Source organism: Flavobacterium movens, assembly GCF_039581425.1.
Lineage (GTDB): Bacteria > Bacteroidota > Bacteroidia > Flavobacteriales > Flavobacteriaceae > Flavobacterium > Flavobacterium luteolum.
Window position 1 is genome coordinate 485,849 of the sequence record NZ_JBCPXY010000002.1, and the last position, 22,563, is coordinate 508,411.

The following is a 22,563-nucleotide window of genomic DNA, read 5'->3' on the forward strand; positions in this document are numbered from 1 at the left end:
GAACTCAACCTTTGTTCTATATTTGCACTCGCTAAGCAGAAAAATGGTGGTTGTAGCTCAGCTGGTTAGAGTAGCGGTTTGTGGTGCCGCGGGTCGCCGGTTCGAACCCGGTCAGCCACCCAGATTTAAAGCCTTGAAGAAATTCAAGGCTTTTTTTGTACGTTTAATTTTTTTGAACCATATAAGTTATATAAGTTCAGTTTAGATTAAGGCTGAATAATAAGGTTTAAACAGAAGATTTAAATAAAGAAACTAATATTCAAACTATAGCCCGTGGTTTCAGCCACGGGATGCTAATAAAATAGATATAGAAATAAATCGTGATATGTGTTCCGCTCCAGCGGTTGAAACCGCTGGCTATGTTTTCTAATATGACCTCTAATTGATTTTTTATTGAAATATAACCAAAGTCTAAAATGACCTTATATCACTTATATGGTTTAAAAATAAAAAAAGCATGACGTTTAAATCATGCTTTCTGGTGGTTATTATATTTGGTTTATGTATTATCGAATTTCTTCAAATGTAGTTCCTTGTTTAATATCGCCACTTTTAAAACCTTTGTTGAACCAATACATTCTTTGTTCTGAAGTTCCGTGTGTAAAAGAATCGGGAACAACATGTCCTTGCATTTTACTTTGAATAGCATCATCTCCAACAGCATTTGCGGCACTTAAGGCTTCTTCAATATCTCCAGTATCTAGATTGGCTTGATTATAGTGTGCCCAAACACCAGCATAAAAATCGGCTTGCAATTCTAATGCTACTGATAGTTTATTGGCTTCGGCTTCACTTTTTCCTTGTTGCATTTGACGCATTTTAGAAGAGGTTCCTAACAAAGTCTGAATGTGATGTCCAATTTCATGCGCAATTACATAAGCAATGGCAAAATCGCCTCCTTTTGCGCCAAATTTAGTTTTCAGTTCTTCAAAGAAATCCAAATCCATATACACTTTTCGATCGCCAGGACAGTAAAACGGCCCAGAAGCAGATGATGCGCCTCCGCAGGCTGTTTGTACAGCGCCTTTAAAAAGCACTAATTTTGGTTTTTCGTATGTCATGCCATTTTCGGCAAAAATTTTACTCCAGATATCCTCATTATCAGCCAAAACAACTCTCACAAAATTTCCCATTTCTTCGTCTTCTTTACTTAATGGAGCTGCAGCTTCTGTCTGCTGACCTTGTCCGCCTTGCATCTGTTCAAGAATTGGTGCTATTTGCTGGCCAGTTTCACCACCAAAAACATTCAGAAGCAAAACAATGATCCCAATAACTCCTCCGCCAATTATCGCTTTTCCTCCGCCGGAAATAGATCTTCTGTCTTCGACATTATCACTTTGTCTTCTGCCTTGCCATTTCATATTGAATTGTTTTTTAATTTGTTAATTGAAAGGTTGTACGAATTTATAGATTTTTTATGATAAATTTTGAAATTGAATCGTTTATGTTTAGTTTTTAGTTGCAGTTTTCAGTCTCAGCTAAAAGTGAGCCACGACTTAAAACTAAAAATCATCCCAGCCATTTAATTAAAGCTTCTTCGACAATTCCTTTCATAATTGGTTTAGAGATATAATCATCCATTCCTGCAGAAAGACATTTGTTTCGTTCATCTTTTTCTGCGCCGGCGGTAACTGCAATTATTGGAACATCACGTCCTTTGGGAGTATTTCTAATGGCTTTTGCGGTTTCGTAACCATTCATAATTGGCATCTGAATATCCATGAAAATAAGGGTTGGATCTATTTTTTCAAATTGCTGAATGGCTTCGTAACCGTTTTCACACTCGACGATAAAAGCGTTCTTGTATAAATTTTTTATAATTGTTTTAAGAAGAAGCATATTTACCTTATTATCTTCAACAATTAGAAAAGTAATATGATTGCCATTTGTTTGTGTCTTATAAGAATCTAAATCAATATTTAGATTTTTAAGTTCGACGTTGTATTTATCAGTGATACTTTGGTTGCTCGTTTTTAAATTTAAGTCGAAGAAAAAAGTGCTTCCTTCATCAATTTTACTTTCCAGTTGCAAACGGCTTTCCATTAAAGCAAGCAGCTGATTGGATATAGTTAAACCTAAGCCAGTTCCTCCAAATTTTCTTGTTGTAGAACTATCTTCCTGAGAAAAAGCTTTGAAAATTTTCTTTTGATTCTTTTCTAAAATACCAATTCCAGTATCTATTACAGCAAAACGGATAATACAGTTGTTGGTTTGCTTTTTTTCTAAAACAGAAACATTTAATTTGATCGAACCTTCAATCGTAAATTTGACGGCGTTAGAAAGCAGGTTAATCAAAATCTGTTTAATACGAACAATATCTGTCCAGATGTATTTTGGAACGTCTGGATCAATATTCAATTCAAGTTCTAGATTTTTTTTGTTGGATTCAAAAACAATTAAATCAAAGACTTGTCCTAGAACCTTTTTAATGTCATATAAATCAATAAACAATTCTAATTTCCCAGCTTCAATTTTAGAGAAATCTAAGATGTCATTTATAATTTCAAGAAGCGAATGAGCAGATTGGTTAATCGTGGTCATGTATTTTTCTTGAATTTCCTCCAAATCTGTTTTCATCAATAAGTGTGTAAAACCAATAATTCCGTTTAGTGGAGTTCTGATTTCGTGAGACATATTGGCTAAAAAGTCAGATTTTGATTTGCTAGCAGCTTCTGCCAGCTGTTTGGCTTTTATAGCATCTTCGATTTCTTTTTTGCTTGTAATGTCAAAATAAATTCCGCCGACAAATTCAATTTCGTCATCTCGTTTAATTACGTCTCCAAACTCTTCTATCCAAATAAACTCGCCACTTTTGCGCTTAATGCGGTATACATTATGCAGAGGCATTCCGTTTTGTAAATTATCAATTTGATTGTTAATTACTTCTTCTTTATCATCTGGATGTATTAACGAAAGAAAGGATAAGTTATTTTCAATAAACTCGGATTTTGAATATCCGGTTAGGCTTGTGACTTCATCGTTTAGGAATATTTTGGTCGAAAAAGCATCGAATTTGGATAAATAAACCGTTCCAGGTATATTGTTAGCAATCAGTTTGAATTTTTCTTCACTTTCGATAATTTTAGTTTCATTTCGGTTTCTTTCTAATGCAGACGAAATATTGTTTGCCAATACTTGGAAGATGTTGATTTCGTCTTCAGACCATTGTTTTTCTATTGTACAATCGTCGAAACCAATAAAACCAGTGAAAATATCGTTAATGTAAAGCGGTAAAATTAAAATCGATTTAATTTCATTATCGATGAGAAGTTTTTTAAAAAATCCTTCATTAAGATTTTGAGTTAAGGTGTTTAAGATTTTTCTCTGCGATGCAGCCTCGTAAATTTCCTTTAGATTTTCTTCAGTCATATGACGAAGTGGTGTGATCTGATGAATGACTCCTTCGCGTGACCATTTATATTTTTGACTGACAGTATTATAGATTGCATCTTTTTCATAGTAATACATATGATCTACTTTGGCAGCTTTTCCAATGATATCGTATGTCTCCTGAAACATCAGGTGAGTAGTTTTGCTAAGCAGGAATTTTTCGGTACATAAAGAAAGTGCAGACAAAAGCTGGCTCTTAAGTTCTAGTTTTCTTTCTGCTTCTAAACGCATTTGAGAAGAAATGGCAAGCGAAATTACATCTGAAATAGTTCTCGCATAATTAATGTCTTCATTGTCCCATTCTCGTTTTTGTTCCGTATTTTCAAAACAAACAACTCCTGCTAGTTGTCCTGTTAAGAAAATCGGGACGTCCAGCATTGATTTTATATTGTTTTTTGTAAAGTAAAGTTTTTCAAATTCAGATGTTTCCAATTTATTAAAAACATCTGGAGCATTAATAATGGCTTTATTGTTTAGTGTTTCAAAGTAAATAGGATAGGACTCTTTGTTTAAAATGTTTTTGTCGCTTAAACTTTGGTTATCAAGGCTGAAAAGATTTTTGCAGCTAATTAAGTCACTATCGTATTTCCAGAAGCTTACGCGGTTGGCATGACTTATCGAAGCGGCTTCCTTTAATATTAAATCGATAATCGTGTTTAATTCGTCGTATTTGCTAAAGTCTGTAGTAGATAATTTTTTGGTCGAATTATTATAGGCTTCAATTTTTTTAAGACGCTTTTTTTTCTCGTTCTCAATATTTTTTTTCTCCGTAATATCTCTTGCAATTCCAGAAAAACCAGTTGTTAATCCTAAATCATTTTTGCGGACAATGATTTTTTGTGAAATCCATATTTCTTCGCCATTTTTCTTTAAAATAGGGATTTCAATAATCGGATAATTACTTTCATTTAGTACTAAATTTTCATAAAAATCTACTGCACTGCTGATATAATTTTCGTGAATAAAGTTAGAATAGTGTTTGTTTATAATCTCATTTTCAGTGTAGCCCAGTACTGAAATTCCAAATTCATTTATAAAAGTAAAATGACCTTCGGCATCAATTTCGAAAATAATATCGGTTGCAGTCTGGATTAAATTTTTGTATTGATCTTGAACGATAACCTGTTCCGTAACATCTTGTCCAATACTGATGATTAAATCATCTGAGAACTTTTTATCTTTCCATTGAATGTATTTGTATTCGCCGTTTTTAGTTTTTAATTTCCTGATGTAAAGTCTGTTTTCTGGATTATTAGCAAGGTTTAATTTTTCCTCTGGCTCTGAATCGTGAGGTAGCTCCCAGAATTTTAATCCCATAAATTCTTCTGGCTGATGTCCTAGAATAGAAGTTATAGTTTCGCTGCAAAATAGTATTTCGCCTTTCTGATTGGATGCTATTGTGAGTGAATTTCCTTTATGAACAATTTCGTTAGCAAATCTAAAATTATCGCGATTGTTTAATAAAACGGCATATTTTACTTGATTGATGATGAAAATAAGAATGCAGAAATTGAGCAGTAAAATGGATGATTTTATCGGTATGAGATGAAATGCTAACGCAGCAATTAGAAAGGTGAAAGTTAAAGCAACAAAAGCCCAGTAAATTTTTATGGGTTTAAGGATGCTGTACGAAAAGAAAAAAGAAATCAGAAAGACAATGATTGGTACAACATCACTTTTTAAAGTGATAATGTTATACGCTACGTAGCTTATGTAAATGAAAAAACAAGATATAAAAATCTGCTGAATTTGTTCTCTAACCCATCTGATTTTGTTTGTTATCATATAAATAACAAGCACAAAAACACCAATTAGAACATTTACAATTAATAGACTTTTGGGTCTAATCTTGAAAATTTCATTAATGATTTCAATGACAATGACGGCTATACCAAAAAATAAAATGTAAAGCTGGTATTCTTTGCCTGTAGTGTCTTGTTCTTTCTTCTTTTCGATGAAATATCCAATTTTAGCTTTGATCCTAAAAAACTGGTAAACTAAAAGCGAAAGAAAAGCAATAAGCGATAACCCTAAAACAATAAGTTTATGGTTATTGTAATAGATGATGTCAGAATTAAACACATACCATCCGGTCATAATTGATTCAAAGGCACTCCCTATAGCGGAAATTCCTGAGATAACCGAATTGAAAAAACTACAGTTTGCGGCCATAGAATTTGGGGTATGTTGGTTAAGTAAATAGCGTTTTGAAAATTCTTAAAAGAAGTGGTTAGGTTCTCTTTAATTAAGAAATCTCTATTTTAATCTACATTGTATTTTCCGATTGAATCAATTGAATCTTCTTCTTCAGATGGTGTTCCAAAAATGGCAAAATAGGTGGCATAAATCATAGAGCTGTTAAAAACAACTGTAAAAATGATTCCGACACAACAGCCTATAAAACCAACCATCGAACCAAGAAAACCTATTATAAAAAAAGCAAATATGTTAAGCGGATTTTTAGTAACGACAATTAAGCTTGATTTTATGGCATCAATTGCATTAAGATTTCCAAAAACAATTAATGGAATTGATAGATACATAAAGAAAGAAACAGTAAATGAAATCAGATTTCCGACAAATAAAATACCTGAACTTTCTACTAAAGTAGCAAGAGCTGTTCCTAGTAAAGCAGGAATAAAAGCAGCAACAAAAATTTGTCCAAAATAGGGCGCTTTGTAATAACTGAAAATAGTTGAAACATTAAATTCTACATCTTTATCTGCAGAATCTGCCATTTTAAGAAAACCTGCGCCAAATGGAGCTGTAATTCCAGCAAGCAGGGAAACAGCAACGGTTTGTATTACAAGCTGAACAGCAGTGAATTGTTGGTTTTCTATGTTTTGAATGAAATCTTTTGTCATGGCTTCAGCCCCAAAATAGGCAATCATAATTCCCATAAAAGCCACAGCGGCAATAATTGAAAATACTAAAATGATTAGCCCGGAATACAGTGCTATTTTTTTATAGTTTTCGAAAGCGTGATTAAAAACTGTAGCAAAATCAAGGGAATAGCCATTTTTTTTAATGTCCTCAATTTGGTTAAGTGTAGATTTCATTTGTATGTAAAATTGTTTTATAGACTTGTACTATTTGAAAGGTATCTTGACGTAAATATAATATTTTTAATCAATTCAGTATAAAAATCTATAAAACATTCCGAAATGTTTTTAACTGATTTATAACCAGTCTAAAATTCGTTTTATTGAAACCAGTTTGTCTTTGTAAGGCGCATAACGCATAGGTAAATCCAACCAGTTTCCTTTTTTTACAATTGCTTTATGATGAGAAAAAGTGTCGAAGCTTCGTTTGCCATGATAAGCGCCAATTCCGCTATGGCCAACACCGCCAAAAGGCAATCTGTTATTAGAGAAATGAATCACAGTGTCGTTGATACAACCACCTCCAAAGGAATATTTTGAAAGTAATTGTTGAACGAATGAATTATTTTCGCTAAAAATATAAAATGAAAGAGGTTTCTCATATCGGCTGACAATCTTTTCGATGTCATTTTCATTTTCGTAAACTAGAATTGGAAGAATCGGACCGAAGATTTCTTCTTTCATAACCGGACTGTCCAAATCTGGCTCTTCAAGAAGTGTTGGGGCAATATAAAGTTTGTTGGCATCGCTTTCTCCTCCAAATAAAACATGTTCATTCTGAATCATATTGGTTAGTCGGTACCAATTTTTTGTATTTATAATTCTAGCGAAATCGGGAGATTTGTCAATTTTTTTACCATACGCTTTTATGATTTCCTCAATTAGATAAGAAATGAAATTAACCTTCATGTTTTTCTGAATCAGAATATAATCAGGAGCAATGCAAGTTTGGCCAGCATTGATAAATTTTCCCCAGACAATTCGTTTTGCGGCGAGCTTTAAATTGGCAGTTTCGTCAATTATACATGGATTTTTCCCTCCTAATTCGAGTGTAACTGGAGTTAAATTTTCTGCTGCGGCTTTTGCAACAATTTTACCGACAGCGACGCTTCCAGTAAAAAAGATATAATCCCAGCGCTGTGCAAGCAGTTTATTAGAAACTTCAATTCCGCCTTCAAAAACTTCTACATGATTAACATGAAAAGTTTTTTCTATAATTTTTGCAATTACTGCAGATGTGTGAGGTGTAAGTTCAGAAGGTTTCAGAACAACTCTGTTTCCTGCGGCAACTGCGGCAACTAAAGGGCATAAAGCCAGCTGAAAAGGATAATTCCAAGGCGCAATAATCAATACATCTCCGTAAGGTTCTTTGTAAATATAATCGCTAGAAGGGAAATTGAGAATGGATGGAAAGACACGTTTGGGTCTTGCCCATTTATTGATGTTTTTTATAACATCTTTAAGCTCTGAAATGACATAATTGGTTTCGGTCAAAACAGCTTCGAACTCTGGTTTTTTAAAGTCATCGTACAAAGCTTTTACAATTAAATCTTCACTTTTCTGAATATTGTACAATAACTTTTTTAGAGTTTCCTTTCGATATCCGATGTTACTTTTATAATCCATTTTCCGATTAGCTTGTTTTTTACTCCATGCAAGTTAATCGATAAAATTTAAAAATTTAACAATTAAATCATAAAAATCATACAGCATTCCAAATTGGATCATCTGGTGTAGGAGCAATAATCGTAACGTTTTCTTTAGAAACAGGATGCACAAAAGTGAGTTTTCTGGCGTGAAGATGAATTCCTCCATCCGGATTGCTTCGATCTGCGCCATATTTAAGATCTCCTTTAATTGGCGAACCAATTGCAGATAACTGTGCACGAATTTGATGATGACGCCCTGTATGTAAATTGATTTCGAGCGCAGTATAATTTTGAAGTTCTTTAATTATGGTATAATCTAAACTTGCTAGTTTGCTATCAGGAACTTCTTTTAAATGTGCTTTTGAAGTATTATTTTTTTCATTTCGTTTTAAATAATGAACCAGTTTAGAAGACGCTTCAATTGGTTTATTCTTTACAACAGCCCAATATGTTTTTTTTGTTTCGCGATTACTAAACAATTCATTCATTCGCGATAAAGCCTTACTGGTTCTCGCAAAAACTACAATTCCAGTTGTTGGTCGATCCAAACGATGAATAACACCTAAAAAAACATCTCCAGGTTTATTGTATTTGGCTTTAATGTATTCTTTTACAACATCAGACAAAGGTTTGTCACCAGTTTTATCGCCTTGTACAATATCGCCAACGCGTTTGTTGACCACAATTATGTGATTGTCTTCGTGTAAAACTTGGAGATTATTTTTATCTGAAACAATTTTCATTTTGAAGTGAAATTTTAAATTGAAAAGTTTGGCTAAAGCCTTTTATATGTGTTAAAAATAAACCTCCAGCTAAAGCTGGAGGCAATTCAAAAATCTTTGAACCTTTGTTCCTTTGCCTCTTTGAACCTAAAAACTTAGTCCCGATAGATATCGGGATAGCAACTCAGAACCTTAGTATCTTTAAAAAAAAATTAATATTGTTCATTTGCGTTCGGAAAATCGCTAGACTTAACATCTGCAGCATATTGACCAATTGCTTGTGTCATTTGCTCGTATAAATTTAAATAGCGGCGTAAGAAACGCGGACTAAACTCATTATTCATTCCTAACATATCGTGGATCACTAAAACTTGACCGTCAACACCGCCTCCGGCACCAATTCCGATAACAGGAATAGAAATGCTTTCTGCTACTTTTTTAGCAAGAGCAGCTGGAATTTTTTCCAAAACAACAGCAAAACAGCCTACTTTTTCAAGCATTTGAGCATCTTCAATTAACTTGTCTGCTTCTTCTTCTTCTTTGGCACGAACAGTATAGGTACCGAATTTATAGATAGATTGAGGAGTTAGACCTAAATGTCCCATAACTGGAATTCCAGCATTTAATATTTTTTTGATAGATTCTTTAATTTCTTTTCCACCTTCAAGTTTCACAGCATGAGCACCACTTTCTTTCATGATCCTGATAGAAGAACGTAAAGCTTCTTTTGAATCTGACTGATAACTTCCAAAAGGCAAGTCAACTACAACCAAACCTCTTTCGACAGCACGAACTACAGAAGAAGCATGATAAATCATTTGATCTAAAGTAATTGGCAGGGTTGTTTCGTGACCAGCCATTACGTTTGATGCCGAATCACCAACTAAAATTACATCGACACCAGCGGTATCAACAATTTTAGCCATTGTATAATCGTACGCAGTAAGCATAGAGATTTTTTCTCCATTGCTTTTCATTTCAATTAATGACTTTGTTGTGATTCTTTTATAATCTTTTTTTGCTACTGACATTTTATTGTTTTTTTGATAATGTAAAAGTATTGAATAATTGTAAAAAGGGAATTAGCAATTATAGAATATTTCGAGAGAAAATGGTTTTCGGTCTTTAAATCCTAATAGAAATGGACTGTTTCCTATTACAATAGAGTAATTGTGTAGTGATTTTAATATTTTTTGCCACGAATTTCTCCAATTTTCACGAATTACTTTTGTATTTAAATTAGTGCTAATTCGAGGAATTCGTGGCAAACTTTAAATTTTAGCAATCAGCCATATTTACAGCGATTGCAAGACCTCCTTCAGAAGTTTCTTTGTATTTTGAATTCATATCTTTTGCCGTTTCCCACATTGTGTTGATCACTTTGTCTAAAGGAACTTTAGCATTTTTAGAATCAGTTTCTAAAGCTAATTCAGCAGCATTTATCGCTTTAATTGCACCCATTGTATTTCTTTCGATACAAGGAATCTGCACCAAACCGCCAATTGGATCGCATGTTAAACCTAAATGATGTTCCATTGCGATTTCAGCAGCCATTAAAACCTGAGCAGGAGTTCCACCCATTAATTCGCAAAGTGCCGCCGCCGCCATAGAAGATGAAACGCCAATTTCGGCCTGACATCCGCCCATTGCAGCAGAAATAGTGGATCCTTTTTTGAAGATACTTCCAATTTCGCCCGCCACCATCAAAAATTGTTTGATTTCTTTTTCGCCTGCATTATGGTTTTCGATCACCATATAATACATTAAAACGGCTGGAATTACACCAGAACTTCCGTTGGTTGGAGCAGTAACTACACGTCCTAAAGACGCATTTACTTCATTCACGGCAAGTGCAAAACAGCTTACCCATTTTAAAATCTGACGAAATTTAACTTCAGTTTTTCTAATTTCTTCCAGCCAACTTTGCGGGTCAGTATAATTGGATAATCCGATTAGATTTTGGTGCATGTCAAAAGCCCTTCTGCGTACATGAAGTCCGCCAGGAAGAATACCTTCAGAGTGACAGCCAATGTACATACACTCCAGCATGGTGTTCCAGACACGCATTAATTCTGAATGCACTTCGGCTTCTGGACGCATCGAAATTTCATTTTGATATACAATTTCAGAAATCGATTTGTTTTCCGTAATCGTATAATTCAATAATTCAGCTGCATTTTGAATTGGGTAAGGAAAGGTGCATTTTATTGCTTTTTTTTCTTTAGCATTTGTACGTTCTTCTTTTACGACAAATCCGCCACCAATAGAATAAAAAGTAGATTCGTATTCTGAATCATCAGACTTGTAAGCCGTAAATTTTAAGCCGTTTGCATGAAACGGAAGAAAGTCCTTGTTGAAAACAATGTCTTGAAGAAAAAAGAACGGAATCACTTTTTGGTTGCCCAAATTGATTTCGTTTGTGGTTTCGATTTTTTTAATAATTCCTGCGATATCTTCAACAGGAATATATTCAGGATCTTGTCCGCTCAATCCGAGCATAACGGCAAGATCTGTTGCGTGGCCTTTTCCAGTTAAAGAAAGTGAGCCATATAAGTCGACTTTTACTCTTGTAATATCGTCTAAAATTGCTTCGTCTTTGAGCTCTTCCAAAAAACGTTCGGCAGCACGCCAAGGACCTAAAGTATGTGAGCTTGAAGGGCCAACGCCAATTTTAAGCATATCAAAAACAGAGATACATTCTTCCATTGTTTAGTTTTTGTTAAGACAAAGATAATCGAATAATGCAACGATAATTTATTTTTTAATGTTAATATTGCGTATTTGTTAAAAATTATATTAAAATTTAATAATTCGGCAACGAAATAAATTTAAAACCTTAATATGCGGTTTCCGTTAAAAGTTAGTGTTTTTTCGGTATTTTTGTAAAAGAACGAGTTGTATTTATGCTTCGCTCTTTTAATTATTAATACTTCATGGATTTTGTTTGAATTCTGAAAATGTCTTTTTACAAATATGAATACCACAAGAAGATAAAGTTACCATATGATAGAATTTTTCAGACATCTATTACAAGAATTCGAATTACCTTTAAGCAACCCTGTATTGATTTTTTCGTTAATACTTTTTATAATTCTGCTTTGTCCAATTTTACTTAAAAAGATTAACATTCCCGGAATTATCGGACTTATTATCTCAGGGGTTATTATCGGTCCGCATGGTTTAAATATCTTGGCAAAAAACTCTGCGGTTGATCTCTTTTCGACTATTGGACTTTTATACATTATGTTTATTGCTGGACTAGAATTGGATATGAATGAGTTTAAAGCCAATCGAAATAAGAGTTTGCTCTTTGGTTTTTTTACGTTTATTCTACCACTTTCCATCGGATTTCCAGTTTGTTTTTATTTGCTTCAATATGATTTTAATGCCAGTTTCTTAACAGCAAGTATGTTTGCAACCCACACATTGGTTGCTTATCCGATTGTGAGTAAATTGGGAATTGCCAAAAATCAGGCGGTTGCCATAACAGTTGGCGGTACTATTCTGACCGATACAGCAGTTTTGATTATTCTGGCCGTCATTATGGGAAGCGCTCAGGGGAATCTAAATCAGGCATTTTGGATTAAACTAACAATTTCCTTAGCGATTTTCTCTGCTATTATGTTTGTGGTTATTCCGCGTATTGCAAAATGGTTTTTTAAAAAATTAGAAAGTGAGAAACATGCCCATTATATATTTGTGCTTTCAGTTGTTTTCTTCGCAGCCTTTTTGGCCGAAGTGGCAGGAGTAGAGCCAATTATTGGAGCTTTCGTAGCGGGTCTGGCTTTAAATCCGTTAATTCCGCATTCTTCTGCTCTGATGAATAGAATTGAATTTATGGGAAATTCGTTGTTTATCCCGTTTTTCTTGATTTCTGTTGGAATGCTAGTAGATGTCAGCGTTATTTTGAGCGGACCTACAGCTTTGATTGTGGCAGGAACTTTAAGTGTTGTGGCGATATTTGGAAAATGGATCGCTGCATTTTTTACTCAAATTGTTTTTAAATACACCAAAACCGAAAGACAGCTTATTTTCGGATTGAGCAGTGCACACGCTGCTGCTACTTTAGCTGTTATTTTGGTAGGTTTTAAAGCCAAAATTTTAGATGAAAATATCTTAAACGGAACCATTATCCTGATTCTGATTACATGTATTGTGGCCTCATTTGCAACTGAAAAAGCGGCTAAGAAAATTGCAATCTGCGAAGAAGAGTTTTCGCATGAAGATACTGGAAGAGATCAGATTTTAGACGAACACATTCTGATTCCGCTGGCCAAAACTTCTGCAGCGGCAAGTTTACTGGATTTTGCCCTTTTGATAAAAGATAAAAAATCATCTAACCCGATTACGTTATTGACCATTGTTCCCAATAATAATCAGGCAGAAAAGAACATTTTAAAATACAGAAAAGCGGCCGATAAATTTGTTATTCAAGGCTCAGCTTCAGAAGTTAAGATCAATACTATTGCCAGAATTGATCACAATCCGGCAAGTGGAATTGCGAGAACTTCTAAAGAAATCATGTCTGATATTGTGATTGTAGGCTGGCCAAGAAAAACTGGTTTTATTGATAAAATATTTGGAGAAAATGTCGATTCAATAATTAATAATGTTGATAAAAGTTTGTTTATCTGTAGATTCCAAAAGAATTTTATAGAAGAAAAAAGATTGGTTTTTGTCTGCCCGCCATTTACTGAAAGAGGCGTTGGTTTTCATTTACTGCTTCAGAAAATATGTCGTTTATCACAAGAATTGAGTATTCCAATTGTGGTTTATGCTGAATACAAAACGCATGAATCCATTCAGCAGATTGCCAATAATTTGAAATTAAACGCCAAATTAGGATTTAAAAATGTTTCTGACTGGGAAGATTTTGAAAGCATTTCAGACGAAATAAAACCAACAGATTTGGTAGTCTTTAATCTTTCTAGAAAAGGTTCGGTTTCGTATCAATCTATCTTTGATAAGTTGCCACAGAAATTCGAAAAATACTTCGATAGTAACAACGTAATACTTGTGTACCCGCAAGACGATCGCAAAGAAAGCGCAATGGATGCTTATGAAGATTTTACGGCATCACCTCTCGCAAAAGGAATTGAGGCAATAGAACAGATTGGTCGAGGTATTGGAAGTATTTTGAAAAAGAATTAAATTTCATTTTAATGAAAATCTCGAGCGTTTTATTAATTTTTGCTTTTGCACTCTTTTCTTTGAATTGTACTAACAAAGCAAAACAGGAATCAGATTTAAATTCTAAAATACCTGATATTGATAGCGTTGCAAGATTTGCAAAAAGAGAACTTCCTGAGAATTTTGATGAGTTCAATAAAAAATTCCACTCAGATTCAATTTTTCAGGTTTCTAGAGTTGATTTCCCTATTGAAGGAAAGCATATCACTGGTTTTGAGCAGAGCAATTGGACGCGAAAAAACTGGCAGTTTCAAGTAATTCCGGTTGCTGAAAAAACTGAAATAGGAGAGTATCAACATTCAATAATAAAAACGGATACATTAATTACGGAGAAATTTTGGATTGATAACAGCGGTTTTGAAGTCGAAAGACAATTTAAACTGATCAAAAATAAATGGTTTTTAATTTATTATAACGACATAAATTTGTAATCTTTCAGAAGCGAATAAGTTTTTCAATAGTATATCAGAAAAAATAAATGAGAGAAAAAATAGTATTAATTGCATTGTTGTTTTTGTCAGGTTGTGCTTTTGCACAAAGAAACTTTACTCATAAAGTTCGTTTGCCATCAGACTTTACAACACCTTCCAGCTTAAAAGATGGTAAAATAGCTACACTTACTAAAAATGATAGTGTAGAATTAATTGGGAAATGTAAAAAAGGATGTGATTTTAATATTATTAAGCTTAAGAAATATAAAGATGAATCTTTCTCAGTAACACAAGTTAGATCATTTGATAAGGAAGTTGTGCTGGAGATTTTGTTTGATAAAAATGATATTGATAATTTAACTACGAGGCAAAATTATTTGCTGAGCGATACTCTCGATACCAATAACTATAAAAATATTGATTTTGTTATTCCTGCAGGAAAGCGAATCGAGTTGCTATCTAAAGGAAGTAAATACTCGAAAATTTCTGTGTTTAAAGATAAAAACTGTTTTGTTGGATTTGTTGAAAATGAAGCAATAAAGGATGTCAAATTTAATAATAAATCTAAAATTGTTTCTGTCGATTGTAGAGATAATTCATTGGTGAGAAAAGAAATGTATGACGATTTTGTGGAAGGTACTTACAAAGCAGTTGTGCATTATGGAAATCAAGTTACACAAGAAACACAATTTGACGTAAAGTATGATCAAAATTTGCTTAAAGTTAAAGGCATAATTTTTAACGAATTTTACAATGAAAAGAAAACGGACAATTCGTCAAAATATGATTCTTTTATCTCTATTCTGATTTATGATAGAAAAGACAAAATATTAAAGTACAATGATTTTGTTTATCAATTTGGTGTCGTAAATGATAGAGAAACGAGAGATGGTTTAAAATATAATATTGTGAAAGTTAAATAAAGAGTTTTATTTCTTTGTTAACTTACTGAAAACATAAATCTTAAATAAATACTGAGATGAATCACAATGCTAAGTCAATACGTCCTTTTATTGGTTCTAAAAATTTTGAAATCTCAAGAAGCTTTTATCGCGATTTAGGATTCGAGGAAACAGTTTTAGAATCTAATTTCTCAGTTTTTAAAACGGGAGAAATCGCTTTTTATCTTCAAGATTATTACGATAAAAGCTGGAACGAAAATACTATGATTTTTCTAGAAGTTGATGATGTGGATCGTTATTATAGTGAATTAGAAGCACTCAATTTAACTGAAAAATACGGTGTAAAACTAACCCCAACTCGCCATTTAGATTGGGGAAGCGAATGTTTCCTGCATGATCCTTCGGGAGTTTTATGGCATTTTGGAAAATTTAAATAAAGTTGGGATTCTGGTTTTCGCCACGAATTTTCACGAATTATTTTTTTATTCACTTCAATAAAATTAGTGGCAAGCAAAAAATCACCTCAATCCGAAATCGCCTAACACACGTGTTGTACTTTTTCGCTGATACCAGTCGTTATAAACCAATTCTAAGTTTTTAACCTCAAATTCTCCGAAATCATAATCACGAAATTTTTCTGCAATTTCCATCAGTTTTTTAGGGTCATGAAGTTTTTCCTGAAAGCGCATTATGGTAGAGTGTGCGGTAGAAATTTCATATCGGCTGTCTATAGATTGCTGTAATCCTGAATTCTTGAAATTTTCACGAAGTCTGTTTCGTAAATTATGCAGTGTCTCATCACTTGGAAAACCCTGAATCATAATTGCCGATGGAGAAGCAGTTATACCTTTATAATGAATTTTAATTTTTTCAACATCAACAAGACTTCTGCAAATTACCTCAATATATTCGTTTGGTGAAATCTGATTTAAAGTAAATTTATCCGAACAAGAAATAATTGACATTACTGTAATATGAATATCTGAATCGGGATAAAAATACTGCTGAGGTTCTGCTTTTTTTAGTGCATTGATAAATTGCTGAATATTAGCTTTAGTTTCCTCATTTGGGCGAATAAGCAGTGTTATTCCAAAACGGGAATCTGATTCATTTTTAAGTTCAGAATCGATTGAATATTTTCCTGCCGAAATGATTTCAGAAGATGTTTTGTAAAGCTGATTGTAATGTTCGGTTAAATTCATTGATGTATATTATTCTGCTTCAAAAATCGATTTTAAAAGCTTTTGTAAATCATGTTTGTTGCTTTCTCCGCTGCCTTTCCATTTCCCAATAATAATGCCGTTTTTATCGATAAGAACTTTATGAGGAATTCCGTTAACAAAATAATCTTTATCAATAGAACTATTATTCTCTAAAATTGAAATATGTTTCCAAGACCCGATTTTATCTTTAATAATAGCCTTTTTCCAAGCATCTAAGTTTTCATCTCTAGTAATGCTTATAATTTCAAAGCCAAGTGATTTATAATTTTTGTATAACTCCTTAATATAAGGTAATTCTTCGCGGCAAGGAGCACACCAGCTAGCCCAGAAATCTATTAAAATATATTGTTTGTTTTTAAAATCAGCAAGCGAAATGGCATTGTTATTAATATCTTTCAGATTAAAATCGGGAGCTTGACTTCCAATTTTACTTTGTTTGAAATATTTTAGTTTCTCGGACATTTCCTGTCCTTTTTCTGAATTCTTTATTTCTGGCGTAAAATTTTCAAAAACTTCCACAAAAGTGTCATAAAAATTCATTCCAATAAAACGATTAACAGGAACTCGTATTAGTTGTAAAGCACGGTATGAATTAGGATGGTTTTTAGCAAAAACAAAATCAAGTTTTAATTCTTCAATATCATTTTGATCTTTTGCGTTTTCTAATTCATCTAATCGAAGCTTTAATTGATTTTTAATTATGGAGTCTTTTTCAAATTCAATTTTTAAATAAACTTCTTTTTGCAACTTTATAATTGAGTCGCGAACTTTTTTTGTGGGTTTATGAAGTTCTAAAATTTCTTTTTCAATTGTAGTTTCGTCTTGAGCAAAACTAGAATAGCTTACAAAAAAGGTAAAAAGTAAAAAAAGAAGATTTATTTTTTTCATTAAATAAGACTTTGTAAATGATAAGAAAATAGATTTTAGAATTATTTCTTTTTGGCTTTTTCAAGATTTTCTTTGACTCTAAACTTTACAATTTCAGTAATCAAATCATAAGGCATTGGATCTTTTAATGGAAATTGAACAGAACCTTTTCCTGATTTATATTTAGAAAGTTTTGCGGCAAAAGCTTCATGTCCGCTTGGCAAAGCGTAAAGTCCGATATGGTTTTTGAAAGCAGCAAAATAAACGACAATACCATTTTGCTCAAAAGCAGGCATGGAATAGCTAATTTTTTCCTTTGCATCGGGCGCTGCTTGCTGAATCGTTGCTCTGACATTTTCTAAAACTTCCTGAACGTCATTAGGAAATCCGCCAATGTATTCGTCTATGTTTTCTGGCTTTTTAACTTCCATTTTCTTTTGTTTTTTAATTGTTTCAAGTTCCCCTTCTTTACAGTTAAATTTTTACCGCAAAGTGCGCTAAGTTTTTTTTAATACGAAGACTAAGCAAAATCTATATTTTAAGTTCGCAAAGCTTTGTGTAGAAAATGCTTTGTGAACTTTTCATTTTAATGACTCTCAAAAAACTTTGCGCCCTTTGCCGTTAAATTATACCATTAAGCAAGACCTTTCGGAAAACGATCCAAAACCAAATTCAATTGTAAACTATGCTCTAAATAAGCTTTTGCACCCGCTAAAACCAAAGTAAAACCTTCAGTTGAATTACGAACCTGATCAATTATTTTGTCTGAATCTCCATGAAAACCAGAATTGGTAATACTCACAAAAGTTTCATTTTCGTTTAAAGGACTAAAAACCCATTCTACCAAAGTGATTTCATCTGGATTTCCCCATTCAATGACAATCTTTTTATTTTCCTGTAAAACAAGTGTGGTAACCGAAAGCGAAAAACCATACATTTCCCAAGTCCATTCGGTTTTTTGATTTTCTTCTAATTTTCCGGATCCTTTTGTAAACCAAAATTTACTCGTAATCTGCGGATCAATAAAAGCCTGAAAAACTTCTGAAACAGGTTTTCGAATCAGCATTTCGGCTCTTGCGAATTTGTTATTTTCTGTTTTCATTTCTTTTGAAGTTAGATGTTGTTTGTTAGAAGCGAGATGGATTTGTAAATATAACTCTAAATTTTGTAGTTTTTATTCTGAACAGGCAACTCTTAACTCATAATTCACAATTTATAACTTTTTCTTGTCAATCCATTTTCCAACAGTTGGCGCAACATAATTCTTCATTTGCTCCAGCAAATCGTCAATATTTTCACTAACTAAAAGCATTTCTTGATTGACTTCTTTGAGTAATCCTTTTTCTGTCATGGTTTGCAATAAATTTATTAGCGAATCGTAGAAACCGTTTACGTTTAAAATGGCGATTGGTTTTTTATGTAATCCTAATTGTGCCCAAGTTAGCATTTCGAAAAGCTCTTCAAGTGTTCCAAAACCTCCAGGAAGAGCAATTACGCCATCGCATAAATCATTCATTTTGGTTTTTCTTTCATGCATGCTTTCTACCAAAATTAATTCGGTTAATCCTAAATGCGCAATTTCTTTAGATCTTAAAAAGTTAGGTAGCACACCAATTACTTTTCCGCCTGCATTTAAAGCTCCATCTGCAACTGCGCCCATCAAGCCTACATTTGCACCGCCATAAACTAATTCTATATTTTGTTCGGCCAAAGTTTTCCCTAAAGCTAAGGCTTGTTCTTCGAAAATTTTTTCAGTGCCGAAACTAGAGGCGCAGAAAACAGTTATTCTTTTCATTCTTTTTTGTAAAATGTTAGATGTGAAATGTTAGATGTGAAATGGTAAATTAGAAACATTTTACTTTTTTTTCAATTCATATTCGAAATAAGGAAAATCAGTGCCGTTAATAATAAATGTCAGTTCGTTAATTTTTTCCGCTCCTAGCTTTAAAACGGCTTTTTGAGAACGGTAATTTTCAGCTCCGATATGAAAAAGTACCGAATTAACATGCTGGAAAGCATAATCCATCATTAATTTCTTATTTGAACTATTATATGGTCCGCCCCAATATTTTCTTGTAATGAAAGTATAACCAATTCCAACATTCGATTTTTCTGGATTGTAGTCATAAAAACTTGTTGTTCCCATAACTTCATTGGTTTGTTTATCGAGAATTAAGAATGAACTTTTTGTAATTATAATGTCAAAATAAGTTTTAAAACCTTCTCTTGTATATCGGTCTTTTACAGGATTCTGTTCCCAAATTAAAGGATCGGAAGCTGCTTCAAACAATGCTTCAAAATGTTTTTCTTCTAGCGGAATTAATTTTGAAATTTCGTTTTCTAAAAAATCTGGCTGTAAATTGAAGTTATTCATTGTCATATTTTTTTAATTATTTAATAATTTTTAACGCAAAGTTTGTCATTTCAAGTAATGAGAAATGACAAGATTATTTATAATATACTTATAAGAAAATTAAATCTGTTTAATCTGCGCACAGGAAACACTCTCCATTTTTACTTCTTTACCTACTTTCTTTAATAATCCCGTTTTCAGATTTCTTTTAAAAACTATAATATTACCCGTTAAAACATTCGAAGCAACTAGAAATTTTCCGCTTTCGTCAATAGCAAAAATACGAGGATGTTTTCCTAAAGTAGATTGATAGCCAATGTTTTTCAAAAGTCCGTTTTCATCAATAGAGAAAATTGCGATATTGTTTTCTTTGCCTCGGTTTGTGGCGTAAAGAAACTTTCCGTCGGGAGAAATATGAATATCAGAGCTTTCAAAACCTTCTTTAATTTTGTCGGGATGTGTGGCAATGCGCTGTATTTTGTTTAAAATGCCATTTTCATAATTGTAAACACTTACTTGTCCAGCCATTTCTTCTATGCAATATCCCCATTTTTGATTTGGGTGAAAGGTAAAATGTCTTGGTCCAGCTTCCAAATCGGTTTTGGTAAATGGATTTTGAGTTTCTATTAAAGGTTTTTTCTGATTTTCATCAAATGCATAACAGCGTATTTTGTCGGCGCCTAAATCGGGTAAAAACAAATAATCGCACTGTGGAGAAAATACGGCAGAATGCACATGAGATTTGGTTTGTCTTTCTTTATTGACGCTTCCATCTGTATATTGAAAATTCTGCGCAATAGAATCAATTTTACCATTTTCTAGAAGCGGATAAACCGATACGCTTCCTTCTGTGTAATTTGCATTTGCCAGCCATTTTCCGCTTTTATGAACGCTGACATACACAGGATTTTCGCCACCGCTTCTTTGACTGTTTAAAAAAGTCAAAGTTTTTGCTGTTGCGTTAAATTCAAAACTGCTTACACTTCCTGCATTAGGTGTTTTGGTATCTGTACACGCATAAACATATTTCCCATTTGGAGAAACCGTCAAATACGACGGATTCACAATATTTTTAACCGACGTAAATTTGGTTAGCTTCCCACTCAAAGTATCCAATTGATAAACCTGAATAGCCTCTGCCGATTTATCACGATTATATGAGCCTAAAAAGACATAAGTGTTTTGAGAAAAGGCATTGGTTATTAAAAGGAAGAAAAAGGATAGAAATATTATTTTTTGTTTCACGGTTTTTAGTTTGTTTTTGGTTTTAGAGTTTCAAGATTCAGGTTTCATGTTTTGTTCACTTTTGTCAGACTGAGTGAAGTCGAAGTCCTAGTGCCAATTGGAGCGCCCTTCGATTTCGCTCTGAATGACATTGCATTGATTTAAAATTAAGTCTAGAATTAACAATTAACAATTCATAATTAATTAACCCCTTTCCACCATTGTTTAAATTCTTGTTTATCATTTTTTAGTTCGACAGCTTCGCCAATCATTGGTGTAATTAATGAAATCGGATTTTCAGATAAACGATTCAATTCAGTCACTTTATTTAAAGGTTCATCCCAAGAATGTAGTGATAAAGCAAATTTTGAAGAATGTACAGGAAACACTCTTTTTGCTTTTAGATCTTTCATGGCTTTTATAACATCTTCAGGCATATTGTGAATGTATTTCCATTTTTCATTGTACTGGCCGTTGTCAATTAAAGCAATATCAAAAGGACCGTATTTTTCGCCAATTGCAGCAAAATGCGAATCATAGCCACTATCTCCGCCCAAATACATTTTAAAATCTTTAGTTTCTAGAATAAAAGAAGTCCAGAGCGTATTGCATCTTTTAAAACCTCTGCCCGAAAAATGTCTTGATGGTGCAGTATGAATCGTCAGATTTTCATCTAATTTGATAGTGCTGTACCAATCTTTTTCAATGATATTTTCAGAAGGAAATCCCCAGAATTCTAAGTGCGAACCCACACCGAGCGCCGTAATTATTTTTTTAGTTTTAGGTTTTAATTTTAGAAATGTATCGTAATCCAAATGATCATAATGATCATGTGTAATCAATAAATAATCAATTTCTGGAAGATCGTCAACCGTGTAAATATCTGTTCCTTTAAACGATTTTGTTGTGCCAGGAATAGGAGAGGCGTTACCGCTAAAAACGGGATCAATTAAAAAGCGTTTTCCTTCAAGCTGAATAAAATAAGACGAATGCCCAAACCAAACCAAAATATCTTGATCTAGAGGAAGCTCCAATAAATTGGTTTTTACAGACGGAATAAGATCGGTTGGAATTTTTCGATCTACTTTCTTGAAGAAAAATTCAAACAAAACTCCAGCCATAGTTGCTCCTTCGGCGAGATCGGGCGTAAAGCTCTGGTTTTCGAATTTTCCGTTTTTATATTGTGGCGAATTTTGAATTTGAACTAGTCTCGCCCCCGAAGGCGCTTTTCCGAATTTTGGGTGCTGCAGAAACATATAAATTGCAAAACCAATCAGAAATAATAGAATTACGAATGTTGTCATTTATTTTGAGGATATAAATTTTGGGTATATTCAATTGAAAGTAAAATTATCTTTTTTAAGATTTCAATATCAATATCTTCGAGTTTTTTAATGTAAATGCATGCCTTAGACGAAGTATGTTTTCCAAGTTTAGATAAAAGTTCTTCTCTTTTTTCTTCTGGCAGATAAAAATAAACGGTCATGGCTGTTTTTCTTGGCGAAAAACCAGCCAACGGCGCATCGCCTTCGTGACCGCTGTCGTATTTGTAATGATAGCTTCCAAAACCAATAATGCTTGGTCCCCACATTTTGGGTTCAAAACCAGTTGCTTCTTGAATTATTTTTAGAAGTTCAAAAGCGTCGTTTCTTTTAACTTCATTTTCGACAGCGTCAATAAAATCAGTAACGCTATTTTGAGTTTCTGTGGTTTTATTTTTTGCCATTTTA

General features: G+C 33.2%; 20 protein-coding genes and 1 tRNA gene. 5 read left to right on the plus strand and 16 right to left on the minus strand.

Annotation, left to right across the window (positions count from 1 at the left end; genetic code table 11):
• Positions 1-46 precede the first annotated feature (46 nt).
• A tRNA-His gene (locus AAYQ05_RS05435) sits at positions 47-120 on the plus strand.
• Positions 121-506: 386 nt separating this feature from the next.
• Here AAYQ05_RS05435 and ypfJ read toward each other — a convergent pair.
• The 7 genes from ypfJ to AAYQ05_RS05470 all read right to left on the minus strand — a co-directional run bounded on the left by ypfJ (position 507) and on the right by AAYQ05_RS05470 (position 11,349).
• Positions 507-1,361 (minus strand): KPN_02809 family neutral zinc metallopeptidase, encoded by an 855-nt coding sequence (gene ypfJ, locus AAYQ05_RS05440; RefSeq protein WP_343541705.1) that lies wholly within the window; start codon positions 1,359-1,361, stop codon positions 507-509.
• A 148-nt stretch (positions 1,362-1,509) separates the two neighbouring features.
• Positions 1,510-5,562 carry a PAS domain S-box protein gene (locus AAYQ05_RS05445; RefSeq protein WP_343541707.1) on the minus strand — a complete coding sequence of 1,351 codons (4,053 nt, stop codon included), beginning with the start codon at positions 5,560-5,562 and terminating at the stop codon, positions 1,510-1,512.
• An 89-nt stretch (positions 5,563-5,651) separates the two neighbouring features.
• A complete protein-coding gene (locus AAYQ05_RS05450) occupies positions 5,652-6,449 on the minus strand; it encodes a DUF2189 domain-containing protein (protein WP_343541709.1) in 798 nt (265 codons plus the stop codon).
• A 120-nt stretch (positions 6,450-6,569) separates the two neighbouring features.
• On the minus strand, positions 6,570-7,898 hold the full coding sequence (locus AAYQ05_RS05455) for an aldehyde dehydrogenase (protein ID WP_343541710.1): 1,329 nt from the start codon (positions 7,896-7,898) through the stop codon (positions 6,570-6,572).
• A gap of 76 nt (positions 7,899-7,974) precedes the next feature.
• A complete protein-coding gene (locus AAYQ05_RS05460) occupies positions 7,975-8,664 on the minus strand; it encodes an RluA family pseudouridine synthase (RefSeq protein WP_343541712.1) in 690 nt (229 codons plus the stop codon).
• A 191-nt stretch (positions 8,665-8,855) separates the two neighbouring features.
• Entirely contained in the window at positions 8,856-9,674 is an 819-nt protein-coding gene (panB, locus tag AAYQ05_RS05465; RefSeq protein WP_343541713.1) for a 3-methyl-2-oxobutanoate hydroxymethyltransferase, read from the minus strand.
• A 247-nt stretch (positions 9,675-9,921) separates the two neighbouring features.
• Positions 9,922-11,349: an L-serine ammonia-lyase gene (locus tag AAYQ05_RS05470; protein WP_343541714.1), complete on the minus strand. Its 1,428-nt coding sequence runs from the start codon at positions 11,347-11,349 to the stop codon at positions 9,922-9,924.
• 297 nt (positions 11,350-11,646) lie between these two features.
• On the opposite strand from AAYQ05_RS05470, the gene AAYQ05_RS05475 reads away from it, so the two are divergent.
• Genes AAYQ05_RS05475 through AAYQ05_RS05490 form a run of 4 tightly spaced genes read left to right on the plus strand, consistent with a single transcriptional unit; the run spans position 11,647 to position 15,603 of the window.
• Positions 11,647-13,794, plus strand: coding sequence for a cation:proton antiporter (locus AAYQ05_RS05475; RefSeq protein WP_281633343.1), 2,148 nt, complete (start codon positions 11,647-11,649; stop codon positions 13,792-13,794).
• Positions 13,795-13,805: 11 nt separating this feature from the next.
• Positions 13,806-14,264 (plus strand): hypothetical protein, encoded by a 459-nt coding sequence (locus AAYQ05_RS05480; protein ID WP_343541715.1) that lies wholly within the window; start codon positions 13,806-13,808, stop codon positions 14,262-14,264.
• 47 nt (positions 14,265-14,311) lie between these two features.
• Entirely contained in the window at positions 14,312-15,187 is an 876-nt protein-coding gene (locus tag AAYQ05_RS05485) for a hypothetical protein (protein ID WP_343541716.1), read from the plus strand.
• A gap of 56 nt (positions 15,188-15,243) precedes the next feature.
• Positions 15,244-15,603 (plus strand): VOC family protein, encoded by a 360-nt coding sequence (locus AAYQ05_RS05490; RefSeq protein ID WP_343541718.1) that lies wholly within the window; start codon positions 15,244-15,246, stop codon positions 15,601-15,603.
• Between the two features lie 81 nt (positions 15,604-15,684).
• Here AAYQ05_RS05490 and AAYQ05_RS05495 read toward each other — a convergent pair whose 3' ends face one another.
• From AAYQ05_RS05495 to AAYQ05_RS05535, 9 genes are all read right to left on the minus strand, one after another.
• Positions 15,685-16,368 carry a 2'-5' RNA ligase family protein gene (locus AAYQ05_RS05495; protein ID WP_343541719.1) on the minus strand — a complete coding sequence of 228 codons (684 nt, stop codon included), beginning with the start codon at positions 16,366-16,368 and terminating at the stop codon, positions 15,685-15,687.
• A 9-nt stretch (positions 16,369-16,377) separates the two neighbouring features.
• The gene (locus tag AAYQ05_RS05500) at positions 16,378-17,277 is read right to left on the minus strand and encodes a TlpA family protein disulfide reductase (protein ID WP_343541720.1); all 900 of its coding nucleotides are present in this window, start codon (positions 17,275-17,277) and stop codon (positions 16,378-16,380) included.
• Positions 17,278-17,318: 41 nt separating this feature from the next.
• Complete coding sequence (locus AAYQ05_RS05505; RefSeq protein ID WP_343541721.1) at positions 17,319-17,687, minus strand: iron chaperone; 369 nt, start codon at positions 17,685-17,687, stop codon at positions 17,319-17,321.
• Positions 17,688-17,890: 203 nt separating this feature from the next.
• Entirely contained in the window at positions 17,891-18,358 is a 468-nt protein-coding gene (locus tag AAYQ05_RS05510) for an SRPBCC family protein (RefSeq protein ID WP_343541722.1), read from the minus strand.
• A 111-nt stretch (positions 18,359-18,469) separates the two neighbouring features.
• Positions 18,470-19,051: an LOG family protein gene (locus tag AAYQ05_RS05515; RefSeq protein WP_343541723.1), complete on the minus strand. Its 582-nt coding sequence runs from the start codon at positions 19,049-19,051 to the stop codon at positions 18,470-18,472.
• 60 nt (positions 19,052-19,111) lie between these two features.
• On the minus strand, positions 19,112-19,630 hold the full coding sequence (locus tag AAYQ05_RS05520) for a GNAT family N-acetyltransferase (protein WP_343541724.1): 519 nt from the start codon (positions 19,628-19,630) through the stop codon (positions 19,112-19,114).
• Between the two features lie 99 nt (positions 19,631-19,729).
• Positions 19,730-20,854: a lactonase family protein gene (locus tag AAYQ05_RS05525; RefSeq protein ID WP_343541725.1), complete on the minus strand. Its 1,125-nt coding sequence runs from the start codon at positions 20,852-20,854 to the stop codon at positions 19,730-19,732.
• Between the two features lie 179 nt (positions 20,855-21,033).
• Positions 21,034-22,137 (minus strand): MBL fold metallo-hydrolase, encoded by a 1,104-nt coding sequence (locus AAYQ05_RS05530; protein ID WP_343541727.1) that lies wholly within the window; start codon positions 22,135-22,137, stop codon positions 21,034-21,036.
• On the minus strand, positions 22,134-22,559 hold the full coding sequence (locus tag AAYQ05_RS05535; RefSeq protein WP_343541728.1) for a DUF1801 domain-containing protein: 426 nt from the start codon (positions 22,557-22,559) through the stop codon (positions 22,134-22,136). The genes AAYQ05_RS05530 and AAYQ05_RS05535 overlap by 4 nt, the downstream gene beginning before the upstream one ends.
• Positions 22,560-22,563 lie beyond the last annotated feature (4 nt).

Bases quoted from the DNA above. Each gene is read 5' to 3' on its own strand.
- AAYQ05_RS05530 (WP_343541727.1), bottom strand. From the start codon at position 22,137: ATGACAACATTCGTAATTCTATTATTTCTGATTGGTTTTGCAATTTAT.
- AAYQ05_RS05470 (WP_343541714.1), bottom strand. From the start codon at position 11,349: ATGGAAGAATGTATCTCTGTTTTTGATATGCTTAAAATTGGCGTTGGC.
- AAYQ05_RS05490 (WP_343541718.1), top strand. From the start codon at position 15,244: ATGAATCACAATGCTAAGTCAATACGTCCTTTTATTGGTTCTAAAAAT.
- AAYQ05_RS05480 (WP_343541715.1), top strand. From the start codon at position 13,806: ATGAAAATCTCGAGCGTTTTATTAATTTTTGCTTTTGCACTCTTTTCT.
- AAYQ05_RS05500 (WP_343541720.1), bottom strand. From the start codon at position 17,277: ATGAAAAAAATAAATCTTCTTTTTTTACTTTTTACCTTTTTTGTAAGC.
- AAYQ05_RS05495 (WP_343541719.1), bottom strand. From the start codon at position 16,368: ATGAATTTAACCGAACATTACAATCAGCTTTACAAAACATCTTCTGAA.
- AAYQ05_RS05475 (WP_281633343.1), top strand. From the start codon at position 11,647: ATGATAGAATTTTTCAGACATCTATTACAAGAATTCGAATTACCTTTA.
- AAYQ05_RS05450 (WP_343541709.1), bottom strand. From the start codon at position 6,449: ATGAAATCTACACTTAACCAAATTGAGGACATTAAAAAAAATGGCTAT.
- AAYQ05_RS05510 (WP_343541722.1), bottom strand. From the start codon at position 18,358: ATGAAAACAGAAAATAACAAATTCGCAAGAGCCGAAATGCTGATTCGA.
- AAYQ05_RS05455 (WP_343541710.1), bottom strand. From the start codon at position 7,898: ATGGATTATAAAAGTAACATCGGATATCGAAAGGAAACTCTAAAAAAG.
- AAYQ05_RS05505 (WP_343541721.1), bottom strand. From the start codon at position 17,687: ATGGAAGTTAAAAAGCCAGAAAACATAGACGAATACATTGGCGGATTT.
- AAYQ05_RS05535 (WP_343541728.1), bottom strand. From the start codon at position 22,559: ATGGCAAAAAATAAAACCACAGAAACTCAAAATAGCGTTACTGATTTT.
- AAYQ05_RS05485 (WP_343541716.1), top strand. From the start codon at position 14,312: ATGAGAGAAAAAATAGTATTAATTGCATTGTTGTTTTTGTCAGGTTGT.
- AAYQ05_RS05460 (WP_343541712.1), bottom strand. From the start codon at position 8,664: ATGAAAATTGTTTCAGATAAAAATAATCTCCAAGTTTTACACGAAGAC.
- panB (WP_343541713.1), bottom strand. From the start codon at position 9,674: ATGTCAGTAGCAAAAAAAGATTATAAAAGAATCACAACAAAGTCATTA.
- AAYQ05_RS05445 (WP_343541707.1), bottom strand. From the start codon at position 5,562: ATGGCCGCAAACTGTAGTTTTTTCAATTCGGTTATCTCAGGAATTTCC.
- AAYQ05_RS05515 (WP_343541723.1), bottom strand. From the start codon at position 19,051: ATGAAAAGAATAACTGTTTTCTGCGCCTCTAGTTTCGGCACTGAAAAA.
- ypfJ (WP_343541705.1), bottom strand. From the start codon at position 1,361: ATGAAATGGCAAGGCAGAAGACAAAGTGATAATGTCGAAGACAGAAGA.
- AAYQ05_RS05520 (WP_343541724.1), bottom strand. From the start codon at position 19,630: ATGAATAACTTCAATTTACAGCCAGATTTTTTAGAAAACGAAATTTCA.